The following is a 21,453-nucleotide window of genomic DNA, read 5'->3' as shown; positions in this document are numbered from 1 at the left end:
CAGAGCCCCCGTTGAACGGTCAGTCCTCAAGGGCTACCGGATGTCACACTTCACGACAGCCTTGGAGGGGTCGCACTTCTCGAATCCCGGAGTCTCCACGAAGTAGAGATCCTCGTCCGTGAGACGGAACTCCTTCGCGAACGACTGGAACCGGCTCATCGACGTCGAATTGCCCCACCCCGACATCGCCGAACGGCCACAGACTTCCTTCCAGTGCGGCCTCGGTCGCGCTCATCGTGGGCGCGCTACCGACAAAACCGGGGTCGCATCACAGATGTGACGCACAATCACGCGGGCACCGCGGGCTCGCCGACGGCGCTCTCAGCCCTCCCGACTCCGACGCTCCCCCGTCGAGCCGGGCCGTCCGTCATAGGTGCAGTCACTTCGCCGGGGGTACCCACGCATTCGTCGCAGGCCGCTCCCCGGCCGGAGTTGCCTCGCCCATCTCGGCTACATCCATGTCGACCTCACAGCCTTCCGGGATCTTCTCGCTGGAAGTCGCGCAGGCCGAGGGATCGGCATCGGGGGCGACCCTGTTCGCCTGGCGCTGGCTCTTCCCCTGTTCGTCCGACGTCGAGGTACCCGAAGACGGGTTACCGTCCGAGGACGACGAGCAGGCCGCCGAGCCCATCACAGTGCACAGGATCAAAACGGCCGAAGCTGCAGCAGTACGAGCACGCATCAAAGCCCCCCAACGCGGACGCGGAGTGTCCGGCCCACCAGTCGATCAACCATGCCACCTTGCGTCGTGCAGCTGGCATGGGAAGTGTGAAGAGAACGCATGCCTGCTTGACGCGTACGCGGCTAAATGCGGCATTCGACACAAGATCGCGTCCCGGATCTGACAGGCACTCACGTTATGAAGCGGAGCTGGAGATCGGGTGTGGAGCAAGGCGGCCAGACCGAAGCCGCAGGCACATTGATCGCCCAGGTGCAGAGCGCCGACAAGGGGCGCGTCGGCCGCCTGGCGGGAACCGACCCGCTGTAGCCCAGTTGAGAGGTCGTTAACCTCCACCCTTGTTGCCCATCAAGCCATGTCCTGTCACAGGTACATGTTGGGATCAAACAGGCTTCACAGGTGAAAACGACCTCGAATCTGTCACCTACGTTGCGACGGGACAATTGCGAGGCTCGTGCTGAGTACGGCGCTGGCCGGATTGGCCAGTTACCGCGCTCAGTGGCCAACTACGGCGCTCAGTCACAAACAAGTGTGACTGAGCGCCAGTTGGCCACTGTGCAGTTGGCTGCTTCGTGCTCAGGCGGGAGGGCGCGGCTTCAGTGATCCAGATCGGCAATCCGTTTCCTTCGCTCGATCCCCAGGGTCCCGCCGCATGACCGTCAACCTTCGCGGCAGGCGGGGCCAACCCGTGTACGTCAGGCAACGACAGCCCTATGATCACCGATTGTGCGAGTGTGGTTACCGTCGGTCGTGGTCTATGTGGAGTGGTTCGGCGCTGAGCGGGACCGCACTCGTGCACTGACCCATCGGAGAGCAGGGCTATGCGGGTACCCAGCCACGCGGCCCGCCCAGGCGCGAGGAGACAGCACATGGCGAAGGCGAAGTTTGAGCGGACCAAGCCGCACGTGAACATCGGCACGATCGGGCACGTCGACCACGGGAAGACCACGCTTACCGCAGCCATCACCAAGGTGCTGCACAACGAGTTCCCGGACCTGAACCCGTTCACGCCGTTCGAGGACATCGACAAAGCGCCGGAGGAGCGTCAGCGCGGTATCACCATCTCGATCGCGCACGTCGAGTACCAGACCGCCGCCCGCCACTACGCCCACGTCGACTGCCCCGGGCACGCGGACTACATCAAGAACATGATCACGGGTGCCGCGCAGATGGACGGCGCCATCCTCGTGGTCGCCGCTTCCGACGGCCCGATGCCGCAGACCAAGGAGCACGTGCTCCTGGCCCGCCAGTCCGGCGTTCCGTACATCGTCGTCGCCCTGAACAAGGCCGACATGGTGGACGACGAGGAGATCCTGGAGCTCGTCGAGCTCGAGGTCCGTGAGCTCCTCTCCGAGTACGAGTTCCCGGGCGACGACCTGCCGGTCGTCAAGGTCTCCGCGCTCAAGGCGCTCGAGGGTGACCCGGAGTGGACCAAGACCGTCGTCGAGCTGATGAAGGCTGTGGACGAGAACGTCCCGGAGCCGCAGCGTGACGTCGACCAGCCGTTCCTGATGCCGATCGAAGACGTCTTCACGATCACCGGTCGTGGCACCGTCGTCACCGGCCGGATCGAGCGTGGCATCCTCAAGGTCAACGAGACCGTCGACATCATCGGCATCAAGACCGAGAAGACCACCACCACGGTCACCGGCATCGAGATGTTCCGCAAGCTGCTCGACGAGGGCCAGGCCGGTGAGAACGTCGGCTTGCTCCTTCGCGGCATCAAGCGCGAGGACGTCGAGCGCGGCCAGTGCATCATCAAGCCGGGTTCGGTCACCCCGCACACCGAGTTCGAGGCCACGGCCTACATCTTGTCGAAGGACGAGGGTGGCCGTCACACCCCCTTCTTCAACAACTACCGCCCGCAGTTCTACTTCCGCACCACGGACGTCACCGGAGTCGTGACCCTCCAGGAGGGCACGGAGATGGTCATGCCAGGCGACAACGCCACCATGAACGTCTCGCTGATCCAGCCGGTCGCCATGGAGGAGGGCCTGCGCTTCACCATCCGCGAAGGGGGCCGCACCGTCGGCGCCGGCCAAGTCACCAAGGTCGTCAAGTAGGCGGACCCCTGCCCACCTCCAATGGCCCTGTTCTAAGCCAGCAGGCGCAAGAGCAAGAAATCCTCATTGGGCTGAGCGCGCCAGTAGCCAACTGAAGTACACAGTGGCCAACTCGCGTGCTCAGTCACACACCCTCGTCCTGCCGGTGGTGATAGGGCGTGTTCACAGGTCGAACTCCAGGTGCTGGATGTCGTTGAGCTGCACCTCGTCGAGGGAGCCCGCACGGCGGCCGCCGTCCTGGAAGTGCACCTCGCGGAGGGCGTCGGCGGTGAGGCCGCAGAAGAGCCTGAACGGCCGCAGGGCACCCATCGCGAACTCGCTGCGGTAAGACACGGCATGACGGCCCTGATGGACCCGGGGCGGCGGCCGCCCTCGGGCCGGAAACCGTTGGTCTTGAGATCCGCACAGAACTCGCCACCGACCGGTCAGTTAGACAGACCGCCCTGACCCTCTGACCCGAGCGACGCCGGCACCGGCCCCCTCAGCCCGGATCATGCCAGGACACTTGTGGAGAACCCCGTCTCACCTCCAGCGACATGGAGGAGAGGCGGGCACACATGGGGCGGTCAGACCGACGCGGCGATCCCAACCCCGCGCCCAGATCGAGTTCCACCTTCCCATAGTGGCGCACATGGCCCCAGAAGAAAGACGTCCGCGCCTGGATCAAGGAATGGAATGCGGACCCGAAGCCCTTCGTGTGGACCCAGACCGCCGATGAGATCCTCGAAAGCCTCGCCGCTTGCTCCCGACGTATTGACGACTCAGGCCGGTAACGGAGGACTGGCCGTCGTTGGCATCTCGCCTTGGCCCTCTGCCGGGTTGGTGGCGAGAACACAGGCAACTGGTGGGGCCAAAGGGAGAGTTTCCATGCGGGCTTGAGTGAAGCCTGCCTGGGTGAGCCGATCGTGAAGTTCCCGGCCGGCTCGGGCGGTGGTGTCAGCGGTGGCCCCGGCGCAGCGGGGCTGGCTGGCGAGCGCGATGCGTCCGCCCGGCCGGAGCAGACGGCGCAGTTCGCTGAGCTGTTGCGTCGGGTTGGGCCAGAACCCAAGCGAGTTCACGGCGACGATGGCGTCAAGCGGCTTGTCGAAGCGCGGCAACCGATCCACTGAGGTGTGCAGCAGTGTGACCCGCTGGGTGCGGATGGCAGCCGCGTTCCGCTTACGGGTTTGGCGGATCATGGCGTCAGAGTGGTCGATGCCATAGATGTGTCCTTGGTTGGCGCGGCGGGCCAACTCGGCGATGGCCAGACCAGGGCCGAAGCCGACTTCGAGCACCTGATCGGTGGGTTGGACGTCGAGCAGGGACACCACCCACAGACTCCGCTGCCGGTTGGAGGCGCGGTGTGCCATGACCCATCCGACCAGCCATCCGGGCACACCGTGCGGGCGGCCAAACTGGCGCACGATTTTGGTGGTCACGCGCTGCTTGAGCAAGGTCGATGTCATGGGCGCCAGCCAACAGCTTCAAGTACCCTTGAAGTCAACATGGTGGACAAGCAGCCTACGAAGCAGTTGACGATCGGTGAGCTGGCCAGGATCACTGGGGTCGCTACCTCGGCGTTGCGCTACTGGGAGGAACTGGGCCTGGTTCCCACCCCGGCCCGGGTCTCAGGCCAACGGCGTTACCCGGCTTCGGCAGTGGGACTGGTCGGACTGATCCTGCTCCTACGAGACGTCGGTTTCACGCTGCGCGAGGTCAAGGCGCTTGTCGCCTCTCGTTCCGATGACCCCGGCGCCTGGCGAGAACTCCACCAGCGCAAGCTTGCCGAGCTCGACGAGCACATCGCCCAAGCCCAAACGGCACGCACCGCCATCGCCCACGCACTGGCCTGTCCACACACCGACATCCACAACTGTCCCAACTTTGCTGGCGTCCTCGGCGCCCGCCTTGCTGGATCGCCCCTTCACGAGGCCCACCCCCACTGACGACGTGGGGCAACGCCTCTCAGCGAAACGCAGGCTCACCCGCAAGTCCTTCGCGATCACCGTGTTCTTCTCGCCCCGCTCGAAGCCCTCGGCCGCCAGCACCCTGACCCGTTCCCGGGCCACTTGTTCGTAGGTCCTGCGTCCCCCCTTGCGCATACCGGATGACATCGGCGTAGCGCGGAGCACCCGCAGTGTCACCCCCGACACCCCTTCGGGAAGGTCAGTAACACGGGCGGTGACGGCCACCAACGAAGCAGGGGCGACCAGGTCGTTGGAGTACGCCTCGCGCCGCTCCGCGCTCCGGCCCACACTCCCAGGGCTCCGTCGCCGATGATGAGCGGACTTGGAGCAGGTGTACGACAGGAGTTACTGGCGGTCTTCCTGCTCGGACCACTGAGAGCCGTAGCTCACGCTAACGCCCTGGCCTCGCGCTTCCGAGTGAACCTTCGGCAGGGCGCGTACCTACGCTGTTCATTCCGAGGCATGATCCGCAGCACCTCGGAGAGGTTCACGCCTTCCGGGGGCATCCTCCTCCCGCCTCGTCCCGCCACTTGTGCTACCGGCACGAACGGAGAGAAATGTCGAGCTCCCGCCGACTCGCCCTGGCCGCCGCACTCGCAGCCGCCTTGTGCAGTGCCCCCACTGCAGCACCCGCAGCCTCCCTCACTGCTGGCCAACCATCCCTGAAGACCCATGCCTTCACCAACAAGACGACGGCGACACCTTCGTGCCAATTGACGTGAAGGTTTCACAGCCCACCGACGAGCGAATGTGGCGCCTTGGCCCCATGAACTCGTCCTGGTGGGGCGGACCGGCCAGAGACTGCATTTCCGGCAACAACATCGAAGGCGAATATTGCTGAGCTCGTTGGCGTTCGGCGATCCGGTTGAGATCGGCGTCGAGGAGCGCTAGAGCGTGTCCCTTTGATCGGCTGGTCAGTTGATCGGGTGTGTCTGTCCGATTAGTGATCACTGATGCGATGTGGGACCGGATCGAGCCGCTGATGCCAGCTGATCCGGTCCGCGGTCGGCGGTGGGCCGACCACACCGCCGCACCCTTGAGGCCATCGCGTGGAGGCCCGGTCATGGGGTTCAAAGCTGGGCCCTCAAAGGCGGAGCCCAGTTGGCGGTGAGCGTCAGCATCGCGGAAGCGGCGAGTCGAGCGGCGATGGTGGAGACGGTGCGAATGTCGGAGATTCCGACTCGTCAACCTGTGCAGTAGCTGTGCACGCTGTACCGCTCTGGATTGATACCTATCTCCAACTACCACTGGATTTCATGCGTTTAGCTCGCCAATACGTTGGTTCCTGACTTCGCAACAAGGGGGAAACCATGGCGAAACAACGCCTCGGGGCAATCCTCGGCGCGCTCGCGATCGGTGTTGCCGTGCTACCGACTGGCTCGGCTGTCGCGCAAGCCGACAACCCGACGAAGACGGCGGCCGTCAGCTGTAACGCGAACCACGCCTACACCTTCTCAGCAAGCAGCGGCAGCGGGCCCGTGTACCTGAACGTCTCGGGAGGCAGCCGCAAGGGAGCCAAGGTGATCACGTGGCCGTGGTTCGGCGGGAAGGGCAACGAAAGGTGGTGCTTGACCCAGGGGCCGCGCGGGTACGGGTGGAATCTCCGCCCATGGGACAACAGGGGTCTGTGCCTGGACGTCCCCGGGAGCAGGTACAAGAAGGGACAGGGGCTCATCGTCTGGAACTGCAACGGACGCAAGAACCAGGACTTCTACGTGAAGCCCGTGCACACGGACTACAGCTACACCTTGCTCGGACCGTGGGAGAAGGGAAGTTTGAAGATCCATTGCGGTGCGGACGGACGGGGTAGCCAAGTCTCGCTGTGGCCGCACTTGAACACGAATGCGCAGTGGAAGTAGTTCCCGAAGCACACAGCACCAAGGCCCGCCACGCGGAACTGCGCGGCGGGGCCTCCGTGGTCTCAGGGTGTCACCTCGCACCGACAGCACCACGACACGGCCCTGCCTATCGTCCGCGGCCTCACCCGCTTCCTGGGTTACGTCCAGGGGGCACGCTGAAGTGGTCAGCGCAGGCACCGGCGCGAACGAGTCGAAGGACGCACCGGCTATGCCTGGGAGCCATTTGAGAGCCGACTTACAGGGAAGCGTTCTAATTACAGGAAAGCGTTCTAATCGGCTTCGGACTCCTTGTCCGGGCCTGCTTGCGCGAGCAGCGTGTGATGTTGATGCCACGAACCACTGCGTTACGGCATTGCCGCGTCCCGGGCGAACGCGGCGGTGAAGCCGGCATCGCCCAGGGCCGTACGGACGGCGGCCGTGATGCGGTCGACGTCGCCGCGTTCGGCCGGCGGCAGAGGTGCCCGCACGGAGGTGCGGGAGCGGGCGGCTGTGCCGAGGAGTTGGGCGGCGAGTTCGAAGCGGCCGGCCAGCTGGTGGGCGCCGGCCAAGCCCTCCAGGGCGAGGGCGACGGCTCGGGGGTCCCCGGTGGTGCGGGCGGCCGTCAGGCCCTCGGTGTGGAGGGCCAGGGCCGCATCGTGGTCGCCGCGGAGTTCGGCGATGAAGCCGAGCTCGGCGAGGATGAGAGCGGCGCCGTTCTGGGCCTCGAACCGGCGGTTCCACTTCAGCCAGGTACGCAGGTAGGGCTCGGCCTCGTCCAAGCGTCCCTGACGCCGGGCGCCCAGAGCGAGGCCGACCTCGGCGAACTCCTGGGCGCGGTGGTCGGCATGCTGGACGGCGAGCCGTCGGCCGTTGTGGTGAAGTCGCTCGGCTCGCGCGTGGTCGCCGTCGAGGAGGGCGATGCGGCCCAGTTCGGACCAGCGGACGGATGCCTCGGTCCACAGGCCCAGGTCCTCGGCGATGCGCAGGCCGTGTCGGTGCTGGGCCTGCGCGGACCGGTAGTCGCCTTCGATCTCCGCCAGCCTGCCCAGCACTCCGATGGCCTGCAACTGGCCCCAGCGGTCGCCGAGTTCACGGAAGAGGTCGAGGCTGTCGTCGGCGTCTGACCGGGAGGCTGTCAGGTCGCCGCGTACGTAGCGCTGCACGCCCCGTAGGCTCAGGGACGCCGCGATGCCCCAGCTGTCGCCCCGCGTCCGGACATCGGCCAGAGTACGGTCAACCAGCTCCTCACCCACCTCCATCGCGCCGAACATCGTCGCGGCATGGGCGAGGAACCAACCTGGGGTGCCCCTGCCGATGTCACCGCCGTCTGCCATGTCCTCGTACAGCCGCAGCGGCACTCGACTCACCTGCCCGGGTCCCAGCGGGTCGCCCGACAGCAGGGTCATTCCCGCGTGCCACGCGGCCACGTGGGCGCGGTCGTCACCGGACGTCCCGCTCTCCTGGTCCGCCGTGGGCTTCTGTGCGATGGCCAGCGCCGTGGCCAGGGAGCGCTTGGCTTCCGTGAGCCGGCCACGCAGGAACCAGTACCAGGCCATGGCCCGCACAAGGCGCCGGGCGAGCGGGGCCTCGCCGGTGGTGGCCGCGGTGTCGAGTGCGGCGCGCAGGTTGGCCGATTCGGCGTCGAGGCGGTGCAGCCAGCGCTGCTGGTCACCGCCGCGCAAATGACTCTCGGCCCGCTCGGCGAGCTCGGTGTAGTAGCGGAGGTGGGCGCGGCGCAGCTGGTCGTACTCGGTCGCGGACCCACCCCCGTACGCGGCCGCCGGTGCGGTTTTGTGTGCCGGGTTCGTCCTCGTCGCCCGCAGTTGTTCCAGGCAGTACGCCGCCACCGACTCCAGCAGCCGGTAGCGCGGCTGCGGTTCTTCGAGGGCGCCGGGAGGCTGCTTGCCGTCGGTGACGACGACCAGCGACCGGTCCACGAGCCGGGCCAGCAGGTCGACGACCTCACCGGGCTTCACCCCACCCCCCGAGCAGAGCGCCTCGGCGGCGTCCAGAGTGCAGCCGTCGGAGTGGACGGCCAAGCGGCGCAGCACCGCCCGCTCTGCGGCGGTCAGCAGCTCCCAGCTCCAGTCGATCACCGCTCGCAGGGTCTGCTGCCGCGCCGGGGCGTCTCGCCGCCCACTCGTCAGGAGCCCGAACCGGTCGTCGAGCCGTTCGGCGAGTGTGGCCGCGCCCAGGACGCGGAGCCGGGTGGCCGCCAGCTCGACGGCGAGTGGAATGCCGTCCATGCGGCGGCAGATGGTGGCGACCGCCTCGGCGTTGCCCTGGGAGAGGGTGAAGCCGGGCGACACGGCGGCGGCCCGCGCCACGAAGAGCCGGACCGCACTCGACCGCATCACGTCCGCGGGCGCGGCTCCGGGCATCGGAACGTCCAACGGCGGTACGGGCCACAGCTGTTCGCCGGAAATACCCAGCGGCTCACGGCTGGTGGCCAGGAGGCGTACGCCCGGCGCGGCCTGCAGCAGCAGCCGCGCCAGGGCCGCCGCCGCCTCGATCACGTGCTCGCAGTTGTCCAGGACGAGCAGGAGCCGCCGGTCTTGCAACGCATGGGACAACCGGTCCGTCAGGGGGTGCGGGCTGCCGGCCGCCGACGGCGGCAGTGAGCCGGGGCGGGCGTCGTCGCGGATGCCCAGCGCCACCGCCGCGACCTCGGCCAGTTCGTCGACCGCGGCGCCGGACGCCCCGGCCGAACGTGCCGCTCCGGAGAGTTCCACCAGCCGTACCCCGTCCGGGAACAGCCCCGCGGCCTCCCCGTGGGCACCTGGTCCCGCCTCCCCGCCCGCAACTTCCAGCGCAAGGCGTGTCTTGCCGACGCCGCCGGGTCCCGTCAGCGTCACAAGGCGCTCCCCCGCAAGCAAGGCCCGTACCTCGGCCACGGACCGCGACCGCCCGATCAGACCGGTGACCGGGACGGGCAGCTTCGCAGCAGGTGGATGCGGACGGACAGCCTCCGCCGTCGCGTGGTGGAGCACCACCGGGCGGTGGGCGGCCTGACCTGCCCGGCCGTCCTGACCTGCCCGGCCGTCCTGACCTGTCTGGCTGAGGATCTCCCCCTGCAGCGCGGCCAGTTCGGGGCCCGGCTCCAGGCCCAACTCGTCGGCCAGCAGGCGGCGCACCTCCTGGTAGACGTCCAGCGCCTCGCTGGGCCGACCGCCGCCGTACAGGGCGCGCATATGGGCAGCGCGCAGCCGTTCGCGTAGGGGATGTCGCTCAGTCAGTTCTTTTAGCTCAGCGGCTAGTTGACCATGTTCGCCGAGTAGGAGCCGGGTCTCGGCCTGCTCCTCCCGGACAAGGAGCTGCTGTTCTTCGAGCCGAGCCGCTGCCGCCCGGGCGAACGGCTCGTCCGCAAAGCCGGCGAAGGCGGGACCCCGCCACTGGGCAAGGGCCTCGGCGAACCCGGTGGCCCGCTCGCGGGGGTCCGCGGTACGACGGGCCCAGGCGGCCAGTGCGAGGAAGTGCTCCGCGTCCACCGCGTCGCCGGCCACCCGTAGTTGGTACCCCGGCGGGCGGTGCACCACCATGCCCTCTCCCCCGGCCGTCGCCAGGGCTTTGCGCAGCCGGGACACCAACGTCTGCAGCGCCGCGGCCGGCCGGGCGGGCGGCGCCTCACCCCAGAGGTCCTCGACCAGCCGATCCGCCGAGACAACCTGTCCGGGCGTGACCAGCAGGCCGGCCAGCAGGACGCGCACCTTCGCCTCAGGCACCGCCGCGAGTTCGCCGTCCGCCGTCCAGAGGGCCAGTGGTCCCAGTACCCCAAAGCGCATCGGTTCAGCGTACGGGCAGCACGCGGGCCGTGGGCGAGCACCCGGCAGCAGACCGAAAGCGCCTGGCAGCGGACCGAAAGCGTCTGGCAGTGGACCGAATGCGGATCGCAGGCGGACCGAAAGCGCCCTGCCGCAGAGTCGTTCTCGCAAGCCCGATCCAACCGCAAGACGCACCATCACCCGACAACTTACGGAGTCATCATGAGCAGGTTCACCGGCAAGAAGGCCGTCGTCACCGGTGGGACGCACGGCATGGGCCTTGCCATCGTCAAGGCGCTGCTCGCCGAAGGCGCGGAGGTCGTCCTGACGGGCCGCAGTGAGAAGACCCTCGAAGAGGCGCGTTCGCAGCTCAAGGGCGAGGCGGCACACGTCGTACGCTCCGACGCCGCCAGCATGGCGGACATCGCAGCCCTCGCCGACCTCACCCAGGAGAAGCTCGGCCGTGTCGATCACCTCTTCGTCAACCACGGCGTCGCGGAGTTCGCCGAGCTGGCGGAGGTCACCGAGGCGTCCTGGGACCGGCACTTCGCCATCAACACCAAGGGCACCTTCTTCACCGTCCAGGCGCTGGCACCGCTGATGGAGGATGGCGGATCGATCGTCTTCACCACGGTGGCCAACGACGTCGTCTTCCCCGGACTGAGCGCGTACTCCGCGTCGAAGGAGGCCATGCGCGCCCTCGGGCACGTGCTGGCGGCCGAGTTGCTGCCCCGGAAGATCCGGGTGAACTCCGTCGCTCCTGGGTTCATCAAGACGCCGACGATGGGAGTGACCGGCCTGACCGAGGAGCAGCGCAGGGAGTTCGAGCAGCAGGGTGACAAGACAACGCCGCTCAGGCGCAACGGCACGGTCGAGGAGGTCGCCGCGGCCTCGCTCTTCCTGGCGGCCGACGCGACCTTCACCACCAATGTCGAGTTCGCCGTCGACGGCGGCTTCGCCCAGGGCCTCGTTGCCGCTCACTGAGTCGGCCCGGCCCTCACCTGGAGAGCCTTGGAGAGTCTTATGTCAGCGCAGGACACGGTAGTCGAGAGCCCCGACCCCTCGGTGGCGGAGCACGTACGCCGCTATGTCGCAACGGACGGCGCCAGCGGCCACCGGGAAGGCGGGATGACCAATCTCGTCCTCAGCCACCGGGGCCGCAGGACGCCGGCGACGACACCGCCGCGCCCTACTGCCCGGGGGCGCCGCCCCGGCCACCCACGCGGTGAACCCCCCACCGGCGCCAGGCCGCCACGACGATGACGACCGGGGAGCCGCAGGCCATCGCCCCATCGAGCACCCGCCCTGCCCATATGACAGTTGGGGGTCATCGGTGTCGCAGCCCTCGCCCGACGAGCCGCGCCCGAACAGACCCGACCGGTCCCCGGCCACGGCCACGGCCACGGCCAGGCAGACGTCGGCCGCCGCCAGATCGTCGACGAACACGGCGCCCGGAAACTCGACGCGCAATGCCTCGGCGAGCGTCTACACCTCGACGCCTGTGGGCAGTTCGGGATGGCGCACGCCCGCGTGCCGGGGGAACGTGTAGCAGCCGAGCATGGCGGCCTGCTCGTCGGCGAGCGACCCGACGACGGCGATGCGCGTCCCGTCACTCAGCGGCAGCGCCCCGGATTCGTTGGCGAGCAGGACTACCGATTCCTCGGCGATGTTCCGCGCCGGCTCCCGCATGTGCCGGGGATTCAGGTCGACGGGCTCGCCGCCCATGACGGGCTCCCAGTCGGGATCGAGCAGCCCCAGTTCGCACTTCTGCAGGAGGACACTCAGCGCGGCACGGTCGAGCAGCTCCTCGGGGAGCGGGTCCGCGGGGTTGAAGCAGCGGGTCGCTGGCAGCTCCACGTCGACACCGGCCGCGAGGGCGAGCCGTGCGGCGCAGCCCTCCCCGTCGGCGATCCGGTGCGCCTCCTCAAGGAGCGAGACGCCGTAGTAGTCCGATACCACCGCGCCGGTGAATTGCCATTGCGCGCGCAGGAGTTGAGTGAGCAGTTCGGCGTGGGCGTGGGCGGGCAGGCCGTCGACGTCGTTGTAGGCGGGCATCACGGAGCGGGCGCCGCCCTCGCGCACCGCCATCTCGAACGTCGAACGGCGGCAGGATCACATCCGCAAGCTCCCATGACAACTGCCCAGCAATCACGACAAGCACCGTTGCAGTACTAGGAGCTGTCCGGCCGATCATGTGGCCGTCGGCTGATCTGCTCGTTGTTTCGGGCATGGGGCGGGAACGCGGCGATCTGTCGGACGTGGAGTGGGAGCAGCTGCGGCCCTTGCTGCCGGTGAGCAATGGGCGGTGCGGGCGGTGGCGTGATCACCGGCAGGTGATCGACGGGATCCTGCACCGGGTACGGACCGGGGTGCAGTGGCGTGATCTGCCGGAGCGGTTCGGCCCGTGGAAGACGATTTACGAGCGCCACCGGCTGTGGTCGGCGGACGGGACTTGGGAACGCCTGCTGCAGCAGGCCCAGTCCACGGCCGACGCGACGGGCGAGATCGACTGGGACGTACGTCTCGGTGGACTCCACCATCGTGCGCGCGCACCAGCACACGGCCGGTGCCCGAACCGACCCGCCGCAGATGCTGGTCGCACCAAAGGGGGACGTGGGGGCAGAACACCAGGACGAGGCTCCGTGGCAGAGCCTGGTCGGCCGGCTGGTGGAGGTGGTGAGCGAGGTGAGGGACTGGGCCGCTCGCGCGGCGGCTTCACCAGCAAGATCCACCTCAGCGCCGACGGCCGCTGCCGCCCGCTGTCCCTGATCATCACCGCGGGACAGCAGGCTGGCTGCACCCAGTTCGGGCCGGTACTGGAGAAGATCCGAGTTCCCGGGCTCGGGCCGGGCAGGCCCCGAAGGAAGCCGGACAGTGTCGCGGCGGACAAGGGCTACAGCAACGGCCCCTGCCGTGAGTACCTACGGGGCGGCGGGGCATCCGGCACACCATCCCAGAGAAGACCGACAGACGGGCCGCTCGCCTGCGCCGAGAATCGTGAGGCGGACGGCCACCGGGCTACGACGAGGAGCGGTACAAGAAGCGCAACACCGTTGAACGGGCCATCAACAAGCTGAAGAACGCCCGAGCGGTTGCCACCCGGTATGACAAGCGCGGCTACGTCTTCCTGGGCACCGTCACCGCGGCAGCTCTGGTCACCTGGCTGCGAGCCTGACGCATTCTCACAGCGCGAACGGTCGGTAGGCCAGAGCTTGTTCGACCACCTCAGCCGCTGTCGGCTCCTGCCCCTTGGGCCAGAAGATCAAGCCGCTGACATAGCCACTCGGACAGCCGAGGGCCCTGTCCAGCGCCTCCAGCGCACGGTCGGCCTCGGTGTCATCGACGTAGTCCGCATCCATGATCTTCTGCGCCATCACAACGGCACTCTCACCAGTTATCGCCGCCATAGCCACCCTTCCAGGAGCAGAGGAGCCCAGTAAGTGACGTGATCGACCGGATTGCCCCTAAGGGACAAGGACGACCTTGCCGAGGTTACGGCGCTGCTCGATGAGGGTGTGGGCTCGGGCGGCGTCGTCGAGGGGGATCTCCTCGTGTACGGCGGTGCGCAGGGTGCCCTCCTCGCGCATCTGCCAGAGCTCGCGCAGCCAGCGATCGTAGAGTTCAGGCTTGCCGACAGCGATGGCCCGCATCTGGAAGCCGATCAGCGAGGCGCCGCGGACCAGGAGTTCGTACGCCTCCACCGTGCCGCCGCCGGAGCTGAAGGCCACCAGTCGGCCGCCCGTCGCCAGGGCTCGTACAGCGGGGCCGAGAAGGTCACCGCCAACACCGTCGAGAATCACGTCGTACGGAGCGCCCCAGTCGGCGTCCTCGTAGAGGACGACCTCGTCGGCGCCCAGCCCTCGGACGAAGTCGGCCTTGTCGGCGCTGCTGACGGCGGCAACGACGCGTGCTGCCCCACCGGCCTTGGCGTACTGAAGGGCGAGCGTGCCCACTGCGCTGGCCGCCGCCGTGACCAGGACCGACTCGCCGGGCTCCAGACGTGCAGCCTCGTAGGCGCCACGCGCCACCAACCCGCTGCGGACCAGCGCGACCGCCTCCACGGCGGTCACGCCGTCGGGGATTGAGGAAGTCATAGCCGTGTTCAGAACCGCGAACTCGGCGTAGGCGTCGGCGAAGCACAGCCCGGTGACGCGGTCTCCGACACCGAAGGCGGTGACTCCCGCGCCCAGGGCGACGATCTCCCCAGCGACCTCGCCGCCGAACGGGATCGGCTCGCTGCCCTCCCGGACCTTGCGCACGGTGGGCAGGGTCACCCCGACCGCCTCGACCCGGATCAATACCTCCCCGGCTCCTGCCTCGGGTCGGTCAACCTCCTCGGCGAACAGCACTTCGGGTCCACCGTTGACCTCATGGCGAATGCGCAGCACAGAACCTCCCCGATCCGAACTCATTGGATGCCCCAACGATAAGGCGAATCTCATTGGGACGTCCAATGACATTTGGATAGGCTGAGCCCATGACCTCGGACCTCCAGCGCATCCAGTCCCTGCCGACGTGGCTCGTCGGCCGTGTTGCGGCGCGTGGCCGGGGCATGGTCGCCGACGCGATCGCTGCAGAGGGATTGAAGCTCATGCACCACGCGGTACTGGCCGCGACGGCCGAGTACGGGCCCGCCACCCAGGCCTACCTGGGCCGTCGGCTGGCCGTCGACCCCAAGGACATGGTCGGTATCCTCAACCACCTCCAGAAGGAGGGCCTCGTCCTGCGCACCCCCCACCCCTCCGACCGCCGCAAGAACGCCGTCACCGTCACCCAGGAGGGCACGGCCGTCCTCACCCGCTGCGGAGCTCTGGCCGAAGCCGCCAATGCCGAACTGCTGGCACCACTCACCCCGGATGAGCAGAAGCAGCTGTTGGCCCTGCTGACCCGGCTCCACGAAACAACGGAGATCTGGCCTGATCACACATGATCGGCCGGACAGCTCCTATTCACGCTTGGGCCAGACCGGGCCCTGGTCGGTCCAGATGACGCCCTTGTTGCGGCACAGGCAGAAGGGATGGCCGATCGGGTCGGTGTAGACCTGCCAGCCGTAACCGTTGGGGCCGATGAAGTCCTGCCTCAGTGTTGCGCCGAGGTCGAGGACGCGGCGCTGCTCGGACTCGATCTCGTCCACTTCGAAGTCGAGGTGGAACTGCTTGGGGTGCTCGCTGTCCGGCCACTGCGGAGCGCGGTAGTCCTCCACCCGGATGAAAGCCAACTCGATCTCGCCGAACTGGATACCAGCCCAGTCCTCAGAGCTGCCTTCCTTGACCGGACGGCCCGTCACCTCGGAGTAGAAAGCCGCCAGCTTCATCGTGTCCGGGCAGTCGATAATGAAATCGGTGAGTCGCAGCATCCCGCGATCTTGCCACAAGCTCACACCCGACTTCGAGAGCAGCCCCTAAGCTTGTCCTACCGTTTTAGCTCGGGCCCACGCCGGTCATTCGTAGGATCGGTGGACCCGAGGGCTCCGGGTATGGCAGTGAGCTTGTCGCCGCTTGATGGCTGAAAAACTTGGTCGCCCGGAGCCCATGACGGTCACAACCGCTCACCCGAAGTTCGAGACGCTTTCGAGATGCTGCCCGTGATCACGGCTCGCGAGGGGTCAGAGCCCTCCGTAGCGGTTCTCCAGGGCTGCCATGTCCCAGACCACTGACACGCCGTCCTGTTCTGCGTCCGCGTCCTCCCAGTACGGAAGCCCCTGTTCGTCCGTGGTGAGCACGTAGTCCAGGACATCCGTGGCAGAGCCGTCGGACAGGGCCTGCGCGGCCCAGCTGAGCAGGGCTTGCAGCGAGGTGTACTGGGGCCAGTCGTCGAACCGGCCACCGTCACCGTGGGCATGCGCACCGATGCGACCGTGCCGGTCACCCGGTGCCATCTCGACGAAGAGGGAACCTCCGGCGCCATCTCTGGCCAGCGGCAACCAGGAGGAACGCCAATAGCGCAGTTCATCGGAAACGTCCCTCTGATGTGACCCGATCCACCACACGTAGTCTTTCGCGATCTCGGCTGCGCCGGACAGGCGGTAGTTCCCGGGCAGCAGGCACTCCCCCGAGCCGTCATGGCGGCGCAGGGACGCCACCAGGTCCTCAGGAAACACGAGCCCGCACTGGCGTTCTGCCGCGCGTACCCCATCAGAGCCCGTGGCAGGGGGCAATGAGGCGTACGCGGCCGGCGCGTACTCACACAACCAGTTCTCGATCCGCAACCACGAGCTGTCAATTGTCATGGCATGCATCGTCGTCCGCGGGACCACCTAGACACCAGACCGGCGTCATTGCTCGGCACCACAACCACCCGGTAGTTAAAGATCAAGCTAAGCAGCTCCGCTGAGGTGCGGGAACCAAAGTTCCTGGGGCTTCGCCCCCAGACCCCGTCCACCAGGGGCGGCCACGTTTGTACCGCAGGTGCGGATCAGCAGCGGACTTCGGCGGAGCCGCTCAGTAGTCCTGCGCGGTGCCGTGCATACGAATCGCGGTGAGTGCCGACGCGTGCGGCCAGGTTCCTTCGTAGTGACAAGTCGTCGACGACCGCTCAGAACTCGGTGCCGAGGACCGGCCCCATGCCTGGCAAAGACTCGATGATCTCCGCCCAGTCGTCGGTACGGAACAGAGAGACGGAACAGAGAGGCGGATCCACTCATCCAGTTCAAGAGTCCGGGGGCTACGGGCGTACCCGATTTCCCCTACACCGTCACGCACGCCGACCCCGACCACTTCTTCATCCATGCGGAACCCGATGAGCCAGGTAACTTCAGGTGGCGTATGGGCATGCACCGGCTCTGCAACGGGCAGACAGGAGTCGTCGTGGCGGACCTGGACGGAGAACCCTTTCGCGTAGTGCGCTCCTAACGCCGTCCCCCCTCCCTCAAACGGGCCAACTAGGCAACTGTCCGGGCAAGTAAGCCAAATTCCCTTGGGTGCAGCTCGTTTCGAGGGGCGCACACGGCCAGACGCTGAGTTCTATCCTCAGGACATGCCAGCAGATGCGTCTCGCAGCCCACGTCGTCCCTACGTCGTGGCGCATACCGCCGTCTCCCTGGAGGGTACGACCACGGGCTTCCCGCCGAACGTGGGCCGCTTCTACGAACTCGCCTCCACCTGGCACGAGGACATCACCCTGGCCGGCGCCGACACGATCCTCGCCCAGGAGCAGACGCTGGCCGCAGCTCCGCGTCCCGGACCTTCCGCGGATGGGCCGCTCATCGCCGTCGTGGACGGCAAGGCACGCATCCGGCAGTGGCAGGCGCTGCGCGACGTCGGGCACTGGTCGAACGTCATTGCCCTGTATGCGCAGTCCACCCCACCACGGCCCCCTTCCTCGACCGTGCCCGAGCTTGTCGCCGGGTCCGAGCGAGTCGATCTGGCCGAGGCGATCAGTGAACTCGGGCGACGTGAGGGTGCCGAGGTCGTGCGTGTGGACAGCGGCGGTTCCCTTACCGGCGCGCTGCTGGAGGCAGGATTGCTGGATGAGGTGAGCCTGCTCATTCATCCTTACCTCGCCGGCTCACGAGTCCGACACCTCTGGTACGGAGCGGCGCCCTACCCTGCCGACGCGCTGGAGCTCGTTGACAGCCAATCCTTCGACGACGGCCTCGTCTGGTTGCGCTACCGCCTCGCAAGACAGCCCGCCGCGGACCACCCGGGGCTGCCGTGACGACCGACACACGCTGATTCACTGCGTTCCGCACTCATACGCGCTCCAGCTCCGGCAGGACGAACGGGCCGTCGTTCCCCAATTGTCGGGGCGCGGGAGGCTCCGTGAGATGCCGTGATGCGGGCCCGGATGATCGAGCTGAGCTGGTCGGGGTATACGCGTAACGGCGATCGCCGAAGAGCTGGGGTGCGGTCGGAAGACGGTCGGCTAAGACCTGGGGCTACGGCGGCTTGCGACCTGCCGACGTCCAGGCCGTCACGATGACTGCTTCCTCCCGCAACAGCGTCTTCTACCAGCAGTTCCTGCAACTGCTGGAGGGCGCCAACCCGCCCGGCGAGATCTGGATCGTCACCGACAACCTCTCCAGTCACAACAGCGTGTCCGCCCGGACCTGGCTCGAGGACCATCCCCGTATCCGTCACGCCTCATCTCCGTCGGCGCCTGCTGGCTCAACCTTCAAGAAGGCTGGTCGCGCATCGTCCGCAAATCCGCCTCGCCGGCCGGTCGTTCGCCAACCGCGACAGCATTGCTTACGTCACCGTCCTTGCAACCAGCCAGCTCAACTCCTGTGCCACCCCTGGATCTGGGGCAGACCCGAACCATCAACCCGTCAACTTCGGCGCCGATATACATACACCGTTTGAGGAACTCACTACTAGCCCTGTTCGCACCCACGGAGGCGAGGTCACCGCGGGTCGCGAAGCCGTGCTTGGCGTCGAAGCCGTTGAACGTCGCGGAGAGCGCCAGGTCCGGGCGCAGGGCGGGCATGGTCTTCCGGGGGATGTCGTGGGCGTCGTTTGCGGTGACATCGCCGGTGGGCAGCTTGTCGACGGCCGCGGCCCTGCCGGGGACCTCGGAGCGGCCGTACCTCTGCTGGTTGGCGACGATGCGGTCGCCGAGGCCGAGCGCCAACAGCGCGGAGGCCTCGGCGACGGAGGCGCCGTTCATCGCGACGACGCGCTCCGGCGGTTCGGTGTACGTGGTGGGCACCGGCAGTTCTCGAGCGCGGTCGTGGCGCTTCCCGCGAGGTCCGCCTGCGGCGGCGGTGGCGGCGGCGGTGCCGCAGGCCGCGGCGGTGAGACACCGTGACGCGGCCAGCACGGCGGGCACCCCTTGCTTCCGGCGCAAGAACTCCTACTCGGGCTTGTTGCCGGCGGGGCCGCCGACCTCGTACGGCGTGGTGACGTTGTCGTACGCGAGGTGCATGACCATGCCGAGCTTGCTGTGCCAGAAGTTGTGGCAGTGGTCCATCCAGATGCCGGGGTTGTCGGCCTTGAAGGCGACCTGGACCTCCTCGCCGGGCCGGACGAGCACGGTGTCCTGCCACATCGGGCTGCCGGAGGCCCGCTTGCCGTTCTTGCTCAGCACCAGCATGTGGTGGCCGTGCAGATGCATCGGATGGTCCTCGTTCCCGCGGTTGATGAAGGTGGTGCGGGCCAGGTCACCTTCCTTGATCATCAGCATCGGGGTGTCGGGGAAGACACGGCCGTTGATGGTCTGCTTCAGCCCGAAGGTGCCGTCGTAGAAGCCCAGCCACTCGTCGAAGACGAGCTTGTAGTCGCGGTCGAAGTCGCTGTCCGGGCGGAGTTCCGTCTTCTTCGGACTGCCGTAGCTGTACGGGTCGAATTCGGGGCCGCTCAGATCCGCCTTCAATTGCCCCTTGCCGTTCGGCGAGTACACGATGCCCGCGTCCGGCGCGCTGGCGTCGGTCACCCGCACCGGCCCGTCGGGCATGGTGAATTCGATGTCCATCCGGTTGCCGCCACCGATCACCAGCTTCTTGCCCTTGAGCGCGGTCGGCTTGTGCACGTCCGTGCCGTCCAGGGCAGTGACCTTGTACGGGACGCCGTCGATGGCGAACTCGCGAGTGGCACCGCTGGTGTTGGCCAGCCGTACCCGCATCTTCTCGCCCGGTTCGGCGCGGCGCCGCTCCAGCTCGTCGGAGGCGCCGATCGCGGACACCAGGCCCTTGTCGGTCTGCCAGTCGTGGGCGAGGACGTTGACGTCCTTGTCCACCGGCCGGGTCTGCTTCTTCGGCTCGATGATCAGGGCGCCGAAGAGGCCGCGTTCGACCTGCTCGGAGGCGGCCTGGTGGGAGTGGTACCAGCGGGTGCCCGACTCCTCCACGCGGAAGCGGTAGGTGAAGGACTTGCCGGGCAACACCGCGTCCTGGGTGGCGCCGGCCACGCCGTCCTCGCCGTTGGGGACGTCGACGCCGTGCCAGTGGATGGTGACAGGGGTCTTGCCGGGCAGCTCGTTCCGCAGCTTGATCTCGACCAGATCGCCCTCGGTGACCCGCAGTTGAGGGCCGGGGACCTGACCGTTGTACGTCCAGGCGTCGACCGTCTTGCCGGAGGCCAGCTTTACCTTCTTGGCCTGCGCGGTGAGGGAGAAGCGCCGGTCGGGCTTACCACTTCTGGGACCGCGCAGTTTATCGACGGACATCCCGTGCGCCCCGCTGGTGCCCGGGGCCATGTGGTGGCCGCCGGCCATGTCGTGGTGCTGCCCGGCGGCACCGCCGCCCCAGTCGGCGCTGCCCTTCATCATCGAGAAGGTGTGTGGAAGCCGACTGCCGGCGATCCCGTAATTGACCAGCCCCACCACGGTGCCGAGCACCACCACGGCCGTACCCAGCCGGACCGCCAGTGCCCGTCGCAGGGGGATCTCACGGCCGGTGAACAGGCGTTGCAGCCGCGCGTTGGCACGCCAGAGCAGCAGCCCGGCGAGCGCGGCGGTGATCGACCCGTAGGCGACGAGACTGATCCAGAAGGACCGGTCCGGTGGCAGGAAGGTCTGCACGAAGCAGCCGAAGCCGCCGAACGCCGCGAGCCAGGGCGGCACGACATGACGCGGGGACCGGGCGCGCGCCTGCTCATCCAGCGGCACCGGCGCATCCGGGTCGGGCAGCCTCATCCGGGCGGCGGATGCCAGCCACGGCACCGTCCAAACGACGGTGGCCAGCACGGCCGGGAGCAGCATGACGACGGTGGTGAACAGCCGCCGGTCGCCGACAAACGCCCATCCATGGAGGGCAAGCAGCCCGTACGTGACGAGCCTGGCCGCGGTGAGCATCAGGGCCACGGCCACCGGCACCAGCGCGATACGGGACATCAGCCGCATGCGGCCGACGGTGCGGCGGCCTGGCTGCAGGCCCGTCGTGACGGCGGCGATCAGCCACGCTGGGAGCAGAACGATGCCCAGCCCGGACTCGAGTCCGGCTGCGGTTACGTACACGGCCATCACGCCCGGTCCTGCGACCGTCGGGCCGCGGTCGACGGCGGCTGTGGTGGGCGTCTGCGTGGCCGGCGGAGGTCACGGGCGATCTGGTCGCCCAGGACCCGGAGGCGGCGGCGCCCTGCTGTGGTGGATTCGGTGATCTCAGGCATGCCGTCAGCGTGGCCGTCACCGCACCGGCCGGGCATCCGCCGATCCTCGCTGCCTTCCTCGGCGGATAGTTGTGGGCCGGGCGATGCCGCGTACAACTATCGATTGACGCGTGTCCTCCCGCAC

The 21,453-nt window shown here is 67.7% G+C and carries 18 protein-coding genes and 3 pseudogenes; 9 read left to right on the top strand and 12 right to left on the bottom strand.

What is annotated here, in order from left to right:
- Positions 1-33: 33 nt before the first annotated feature.
- Positions 34-159 (bottom strand): hypothetical protein, encoded by a 126-nt coding sequence (locus E5671_RS47190; RefSeq protein WP_272902853.1) that lies wholly within the window; start codon positions 157-159, stop codon positions 34-36.
- Positions 160-1,548: 1,389 nt separating this feature from the next.
- Between E5671_RS47190 and tuf the strand changes: the two genes are divergently transcribed.
- Positions 1,549-2,742 carry an elongation factor Tu gene (gene tuf / locus E5671_RS44065; RefSeq protein WP_160509785.1) on the top strand — a complete coding sequence of 398 codons (1,194 nt, stop codon included), beginning with the start codon at positions 1,549-1,551 and terminating at the stop codon, positions 2,740-2,742.
- 162 nt (positions 2,743-2,904) lie between these two features.
- On the opposite strand, the pseudogene E5671_RS47855 reads toward tuf, so the two are convergent.
- Positions 2,905-3,015 (bottom strand): annotated as a pseudogene (locus tag E5671_RS47855) (telomere-protecting terminal protein Tpg); the annotation flags it as partial.
- A gap of 374 nt (positions 3,016-3,389) precedes the next feature.
- Between E5671_RS47855 and E5671_RS46720 the strand changes: the two are divergent.
- A pseudogene (locus E5671_RS46720) lies at positions 3,390-3,515 on the top strand (IS630 family transposase); the annotation flags it as partial.
- Here E5671_RS46720 and E5671_RS44060 read toward each other — a convergent pair.
- A complete protein-coding gene (locus E5671_RS44060) occupies positions 3,504-4,187 on the bottom strand; it encodes a class I SAM-dependent methyltransferase (RefSeq protein ID WP_202121494.1) in 684 nt (227 codons plus the stop codon). The pseudogene E5671_RS46720 and the gene E5671_RS44060 sit on opposite strands and share 12 nt — an antisense overlap.
- 39 nt (positions 4,188-4,226) lie before the next feature.
- Between E5671_RS44060 and E5671_RS44055 the strand changes: the two genes are divergently transcribed.
- The 3 genes and pseudogenes from E5671_RS44055 to E5671_RS44050 all read left to right on the top strand — a co-directional run bounded on the left by E5671_RS44055 (position 4,227) and on the right by E5671_RS44050 (position 6,547).
- Entirely contained in the window at positions 4,227-4,667 is a 441-nt protein-coding gene (locus E5671_RS44055) for a MerR family transcriptional regulator (RefSeq protein WP_160509784.1), read from the top strand.
- 949 nt (positions 4,668-5,616) lie between these two features.
- Positions 5,617-5,744: pseudogene (locus E5671_RS45660) on the top strand (transposase); the annotation flags it as partial.
- Positions 5,745-5,998: 254 nt separating this feature from the next.
- Positions 5,999-6,547: an RICIN domain-containing protein gene (locus E5671_RS44050; RefSeq protein WP_160509783.1), complete on the top strand. Its 549-nt coding sequence runs from the start codon at positions 5,999-6,001 to the stop codon at positions 6,545-6,547.
- Positions 6,548-6,891: 344 nt separating this feature from the next.
- On the opposite strand, the gene E5671_RS44045 is transcribed toward E5671_RS44050, so the two are convergent.
- A complete protein-coding gene (locus tag E5671_RS44045; protein WP_160509782.1) occupies positions 6,892-10,308 on the bottom strand; it encodes an AfsR/SARP family transcriptional regulator in 3,417 nt (1,138 codons plus the stop codon).
- A gap of 201 nt (positions 10,309-10,509) precedes the next feature.
- On the opposite strand from E5671_RS44045, the gene E5671_RS44040 reads away from it, so the two are divergent.
- Positions 10,510-11,271, top strand: a complete 762-nt coding sequence (locus E5671_RS44040) for an SDR family oxidoreductase (RefSeq protein WP_160509781.1) — start codon at positions 10,510-10,512, stop codon at positions 11,269-11,271.
- A gap of 501 nt (positions 11,272-11,772) precedes the next feature.
- On the opposite strand, the gene E5671_RS46715 is transcribed toward E5671_RS44040, so the two are convergent.
- A complete protein-coding gene (locus E5671_RS46715) occupies positions 11,773-12,375 on the bottom strand; it encodes a glycoside hydrolase family 3 N-terminal domain-containing protein (RefSeq protein WP_237330387.1) in 603 nt (200 codons plus the stop codon).
- Between the two features lie 104 nt (positions 12,376-12,479).
- Between E5671_RS46715 and E5671_RS44030 the strand changes: the two genes are divergently transcribed.
- The gene (locus tag E5671_RS44030; protein ID WP_443032770.1) at positions 12,480-13,364 is read left to right on the top strand and encodes an IS5 family transposase; all 885 of its coding nucleotides are present in this window, start codon (positions 12,480-12,482) and stop codon (positions 13,362-13,364) included.
- A gap of 105 nt (positions 13,365-13,469) precedes the next feature.
- On the opposite strand, the gene E5671_RS44025 is transcribed toward E5671_RS44030, so the two are convergent.
- Together E5671_RS44025 and E5671_RS44020 are read right to left on the bottom strand one after the other, a co-directional pair.
- Positions 13,470-13,661 (bottom strand): e9imm peptide, encoded by a 192-nt coding sequence (locus tag E5671_RS44025; protein WP_237330386.1) that lies wholly within the window; start codon positions 13,659-13,661, stop codon positions 13,470-13,472.
- 90 nt (positions 13,662-13,751) lie between these two features.
- On the bottom strand, positions 13,752-14,675 hold the full coding sequence (locus tag E5671_RS44020; protein WP_160509779.1) for a zinc-binding dehydrogenase: 924 nt from the start codon (positions 14,673-14,675) through the stop codon (positions 13,752-13,754).
- A gap of 89 nt (positions 14,676-14,764) precedes the next feature.
- On the opposite strand from E5671_RS44020, the gene E5671_RS44015 reads away from it, so the two are divergent.
- Positions 14,765-15,217 (top strand): MarR family winged helix-turn-helix transcriptional regulator, encoded by a 453-nt coding sequence (locus E5671_RS44015; protein ID WP_160509778.1) that lies wholly within the window; start codon positions 14,765-14,767, stop codon positions 15,215-15,217.
- A gap of 15 nt (positions 15,218-15,232) precedes the next feature.
- On the opposite strand, the gene E5671_RS44010 is transcribed toward E5671_RS44015, so the two are convergent.
- Together E5671_RS44010 and E5671_RS44005 are read right to left on the bottom strand one after the other, a co-directional pair.
- Positions 15,233-15,643 carry a VOC family protein gene (locus tag E5671_RS44010; RefSeq protein ID WP_160509777.1) on the bottom strand — a complete coding sequence of 137 codons (411 nt, stop codon included), beginning with the start codon at positions 15,641-15,643 and terminating at the stop codon, positions 15,233-15,235.
- A gap of 249 nt (positions 15,644-15,892) precedes the next feature.
- Entirely contained in the window at positions 15,893-16,516 is a 624-nt protein-coding gene (locus E5671_RS44005; RefSeq protein WP_160509776.1) for an SMI1/KNR4 family protein, read from the bottom strand.
- Between the two features lie 746 nt (positions 16,517-17,262).
- Here E5671_RS44005 and E5671_RS44000 point away from each other — a divergent pair.
- Positions 17,263-17,943 carry a dihydrofolate reductase family protein gene (locus tag E5671_RS44000; RefSeq protein WP_160509775.1) on the top strand — a complete coding sequence of 227 codons (681 nt, stop codon included), beginning with the start codon at positions 17,263-17,265 and terminating at the stop codon, positions 17,941-17,943.
- 456 nt (positions 17,944-18,399) lie between these two features.
- Here E5671_RS44000 and E5671_RS45655 read toward each other — a convergent pair whose 3' ends face one another.
- From E5671_RS45655 to E5671_RS43985, 3 genes are read right to left on the bottom strand one after another with little or no spacing between them, the layout of a single operon-like run.
- On the bottom strand, positions 18,400-19,071 hold the full coding sequence (locus E5671_RS45655) for a hypothetical protein (protein WP_202121492.1): 672 nt from the start codon (positions 19,069-19,071) through the stop codon (positions 18,400-18,402).
- Between the two features lie 6 nt (positions 19,072-19,077).
- Positions 19,078-21,183, bottom strand: coding sequence for a multicopper oxidase family protein (locus E5671_RS43990; RefSeq protein ID WP_160509774.1), 2,106 nt, complete (start codon positions 21,181-21,183; stop codon positions 19,078-19,080).
- A complete protein-coding gene (locus E5671_RS43985; protein ID WP_160509773.1) occupies positions 21,183-21,329 on the bottom strand; it encodes a hypothetical protein in 147 nt (48 codons plus the stop codon). The genes E5671_RS43990 and E5671_RS43985 overlap by 1 nt, the downstream gene beginning before the upstream one ends.
- Positions 21,330-21,453 lie beyond the last annotated feature (124 nt).

Origin of the sequence: Streptomyces sp. BA2 (assembly GCF_009769735.1) — a bacterium.
GTDB lineage: Bacteria > Actinomycetota > Actinomycetes > Streptomycetales > Streptomycetaceae > Streptomyces.
Note: the sequence above shows the minus strand (reverse complement) of the source record. Positions and strands in the feature narration are given on the sequence as shown.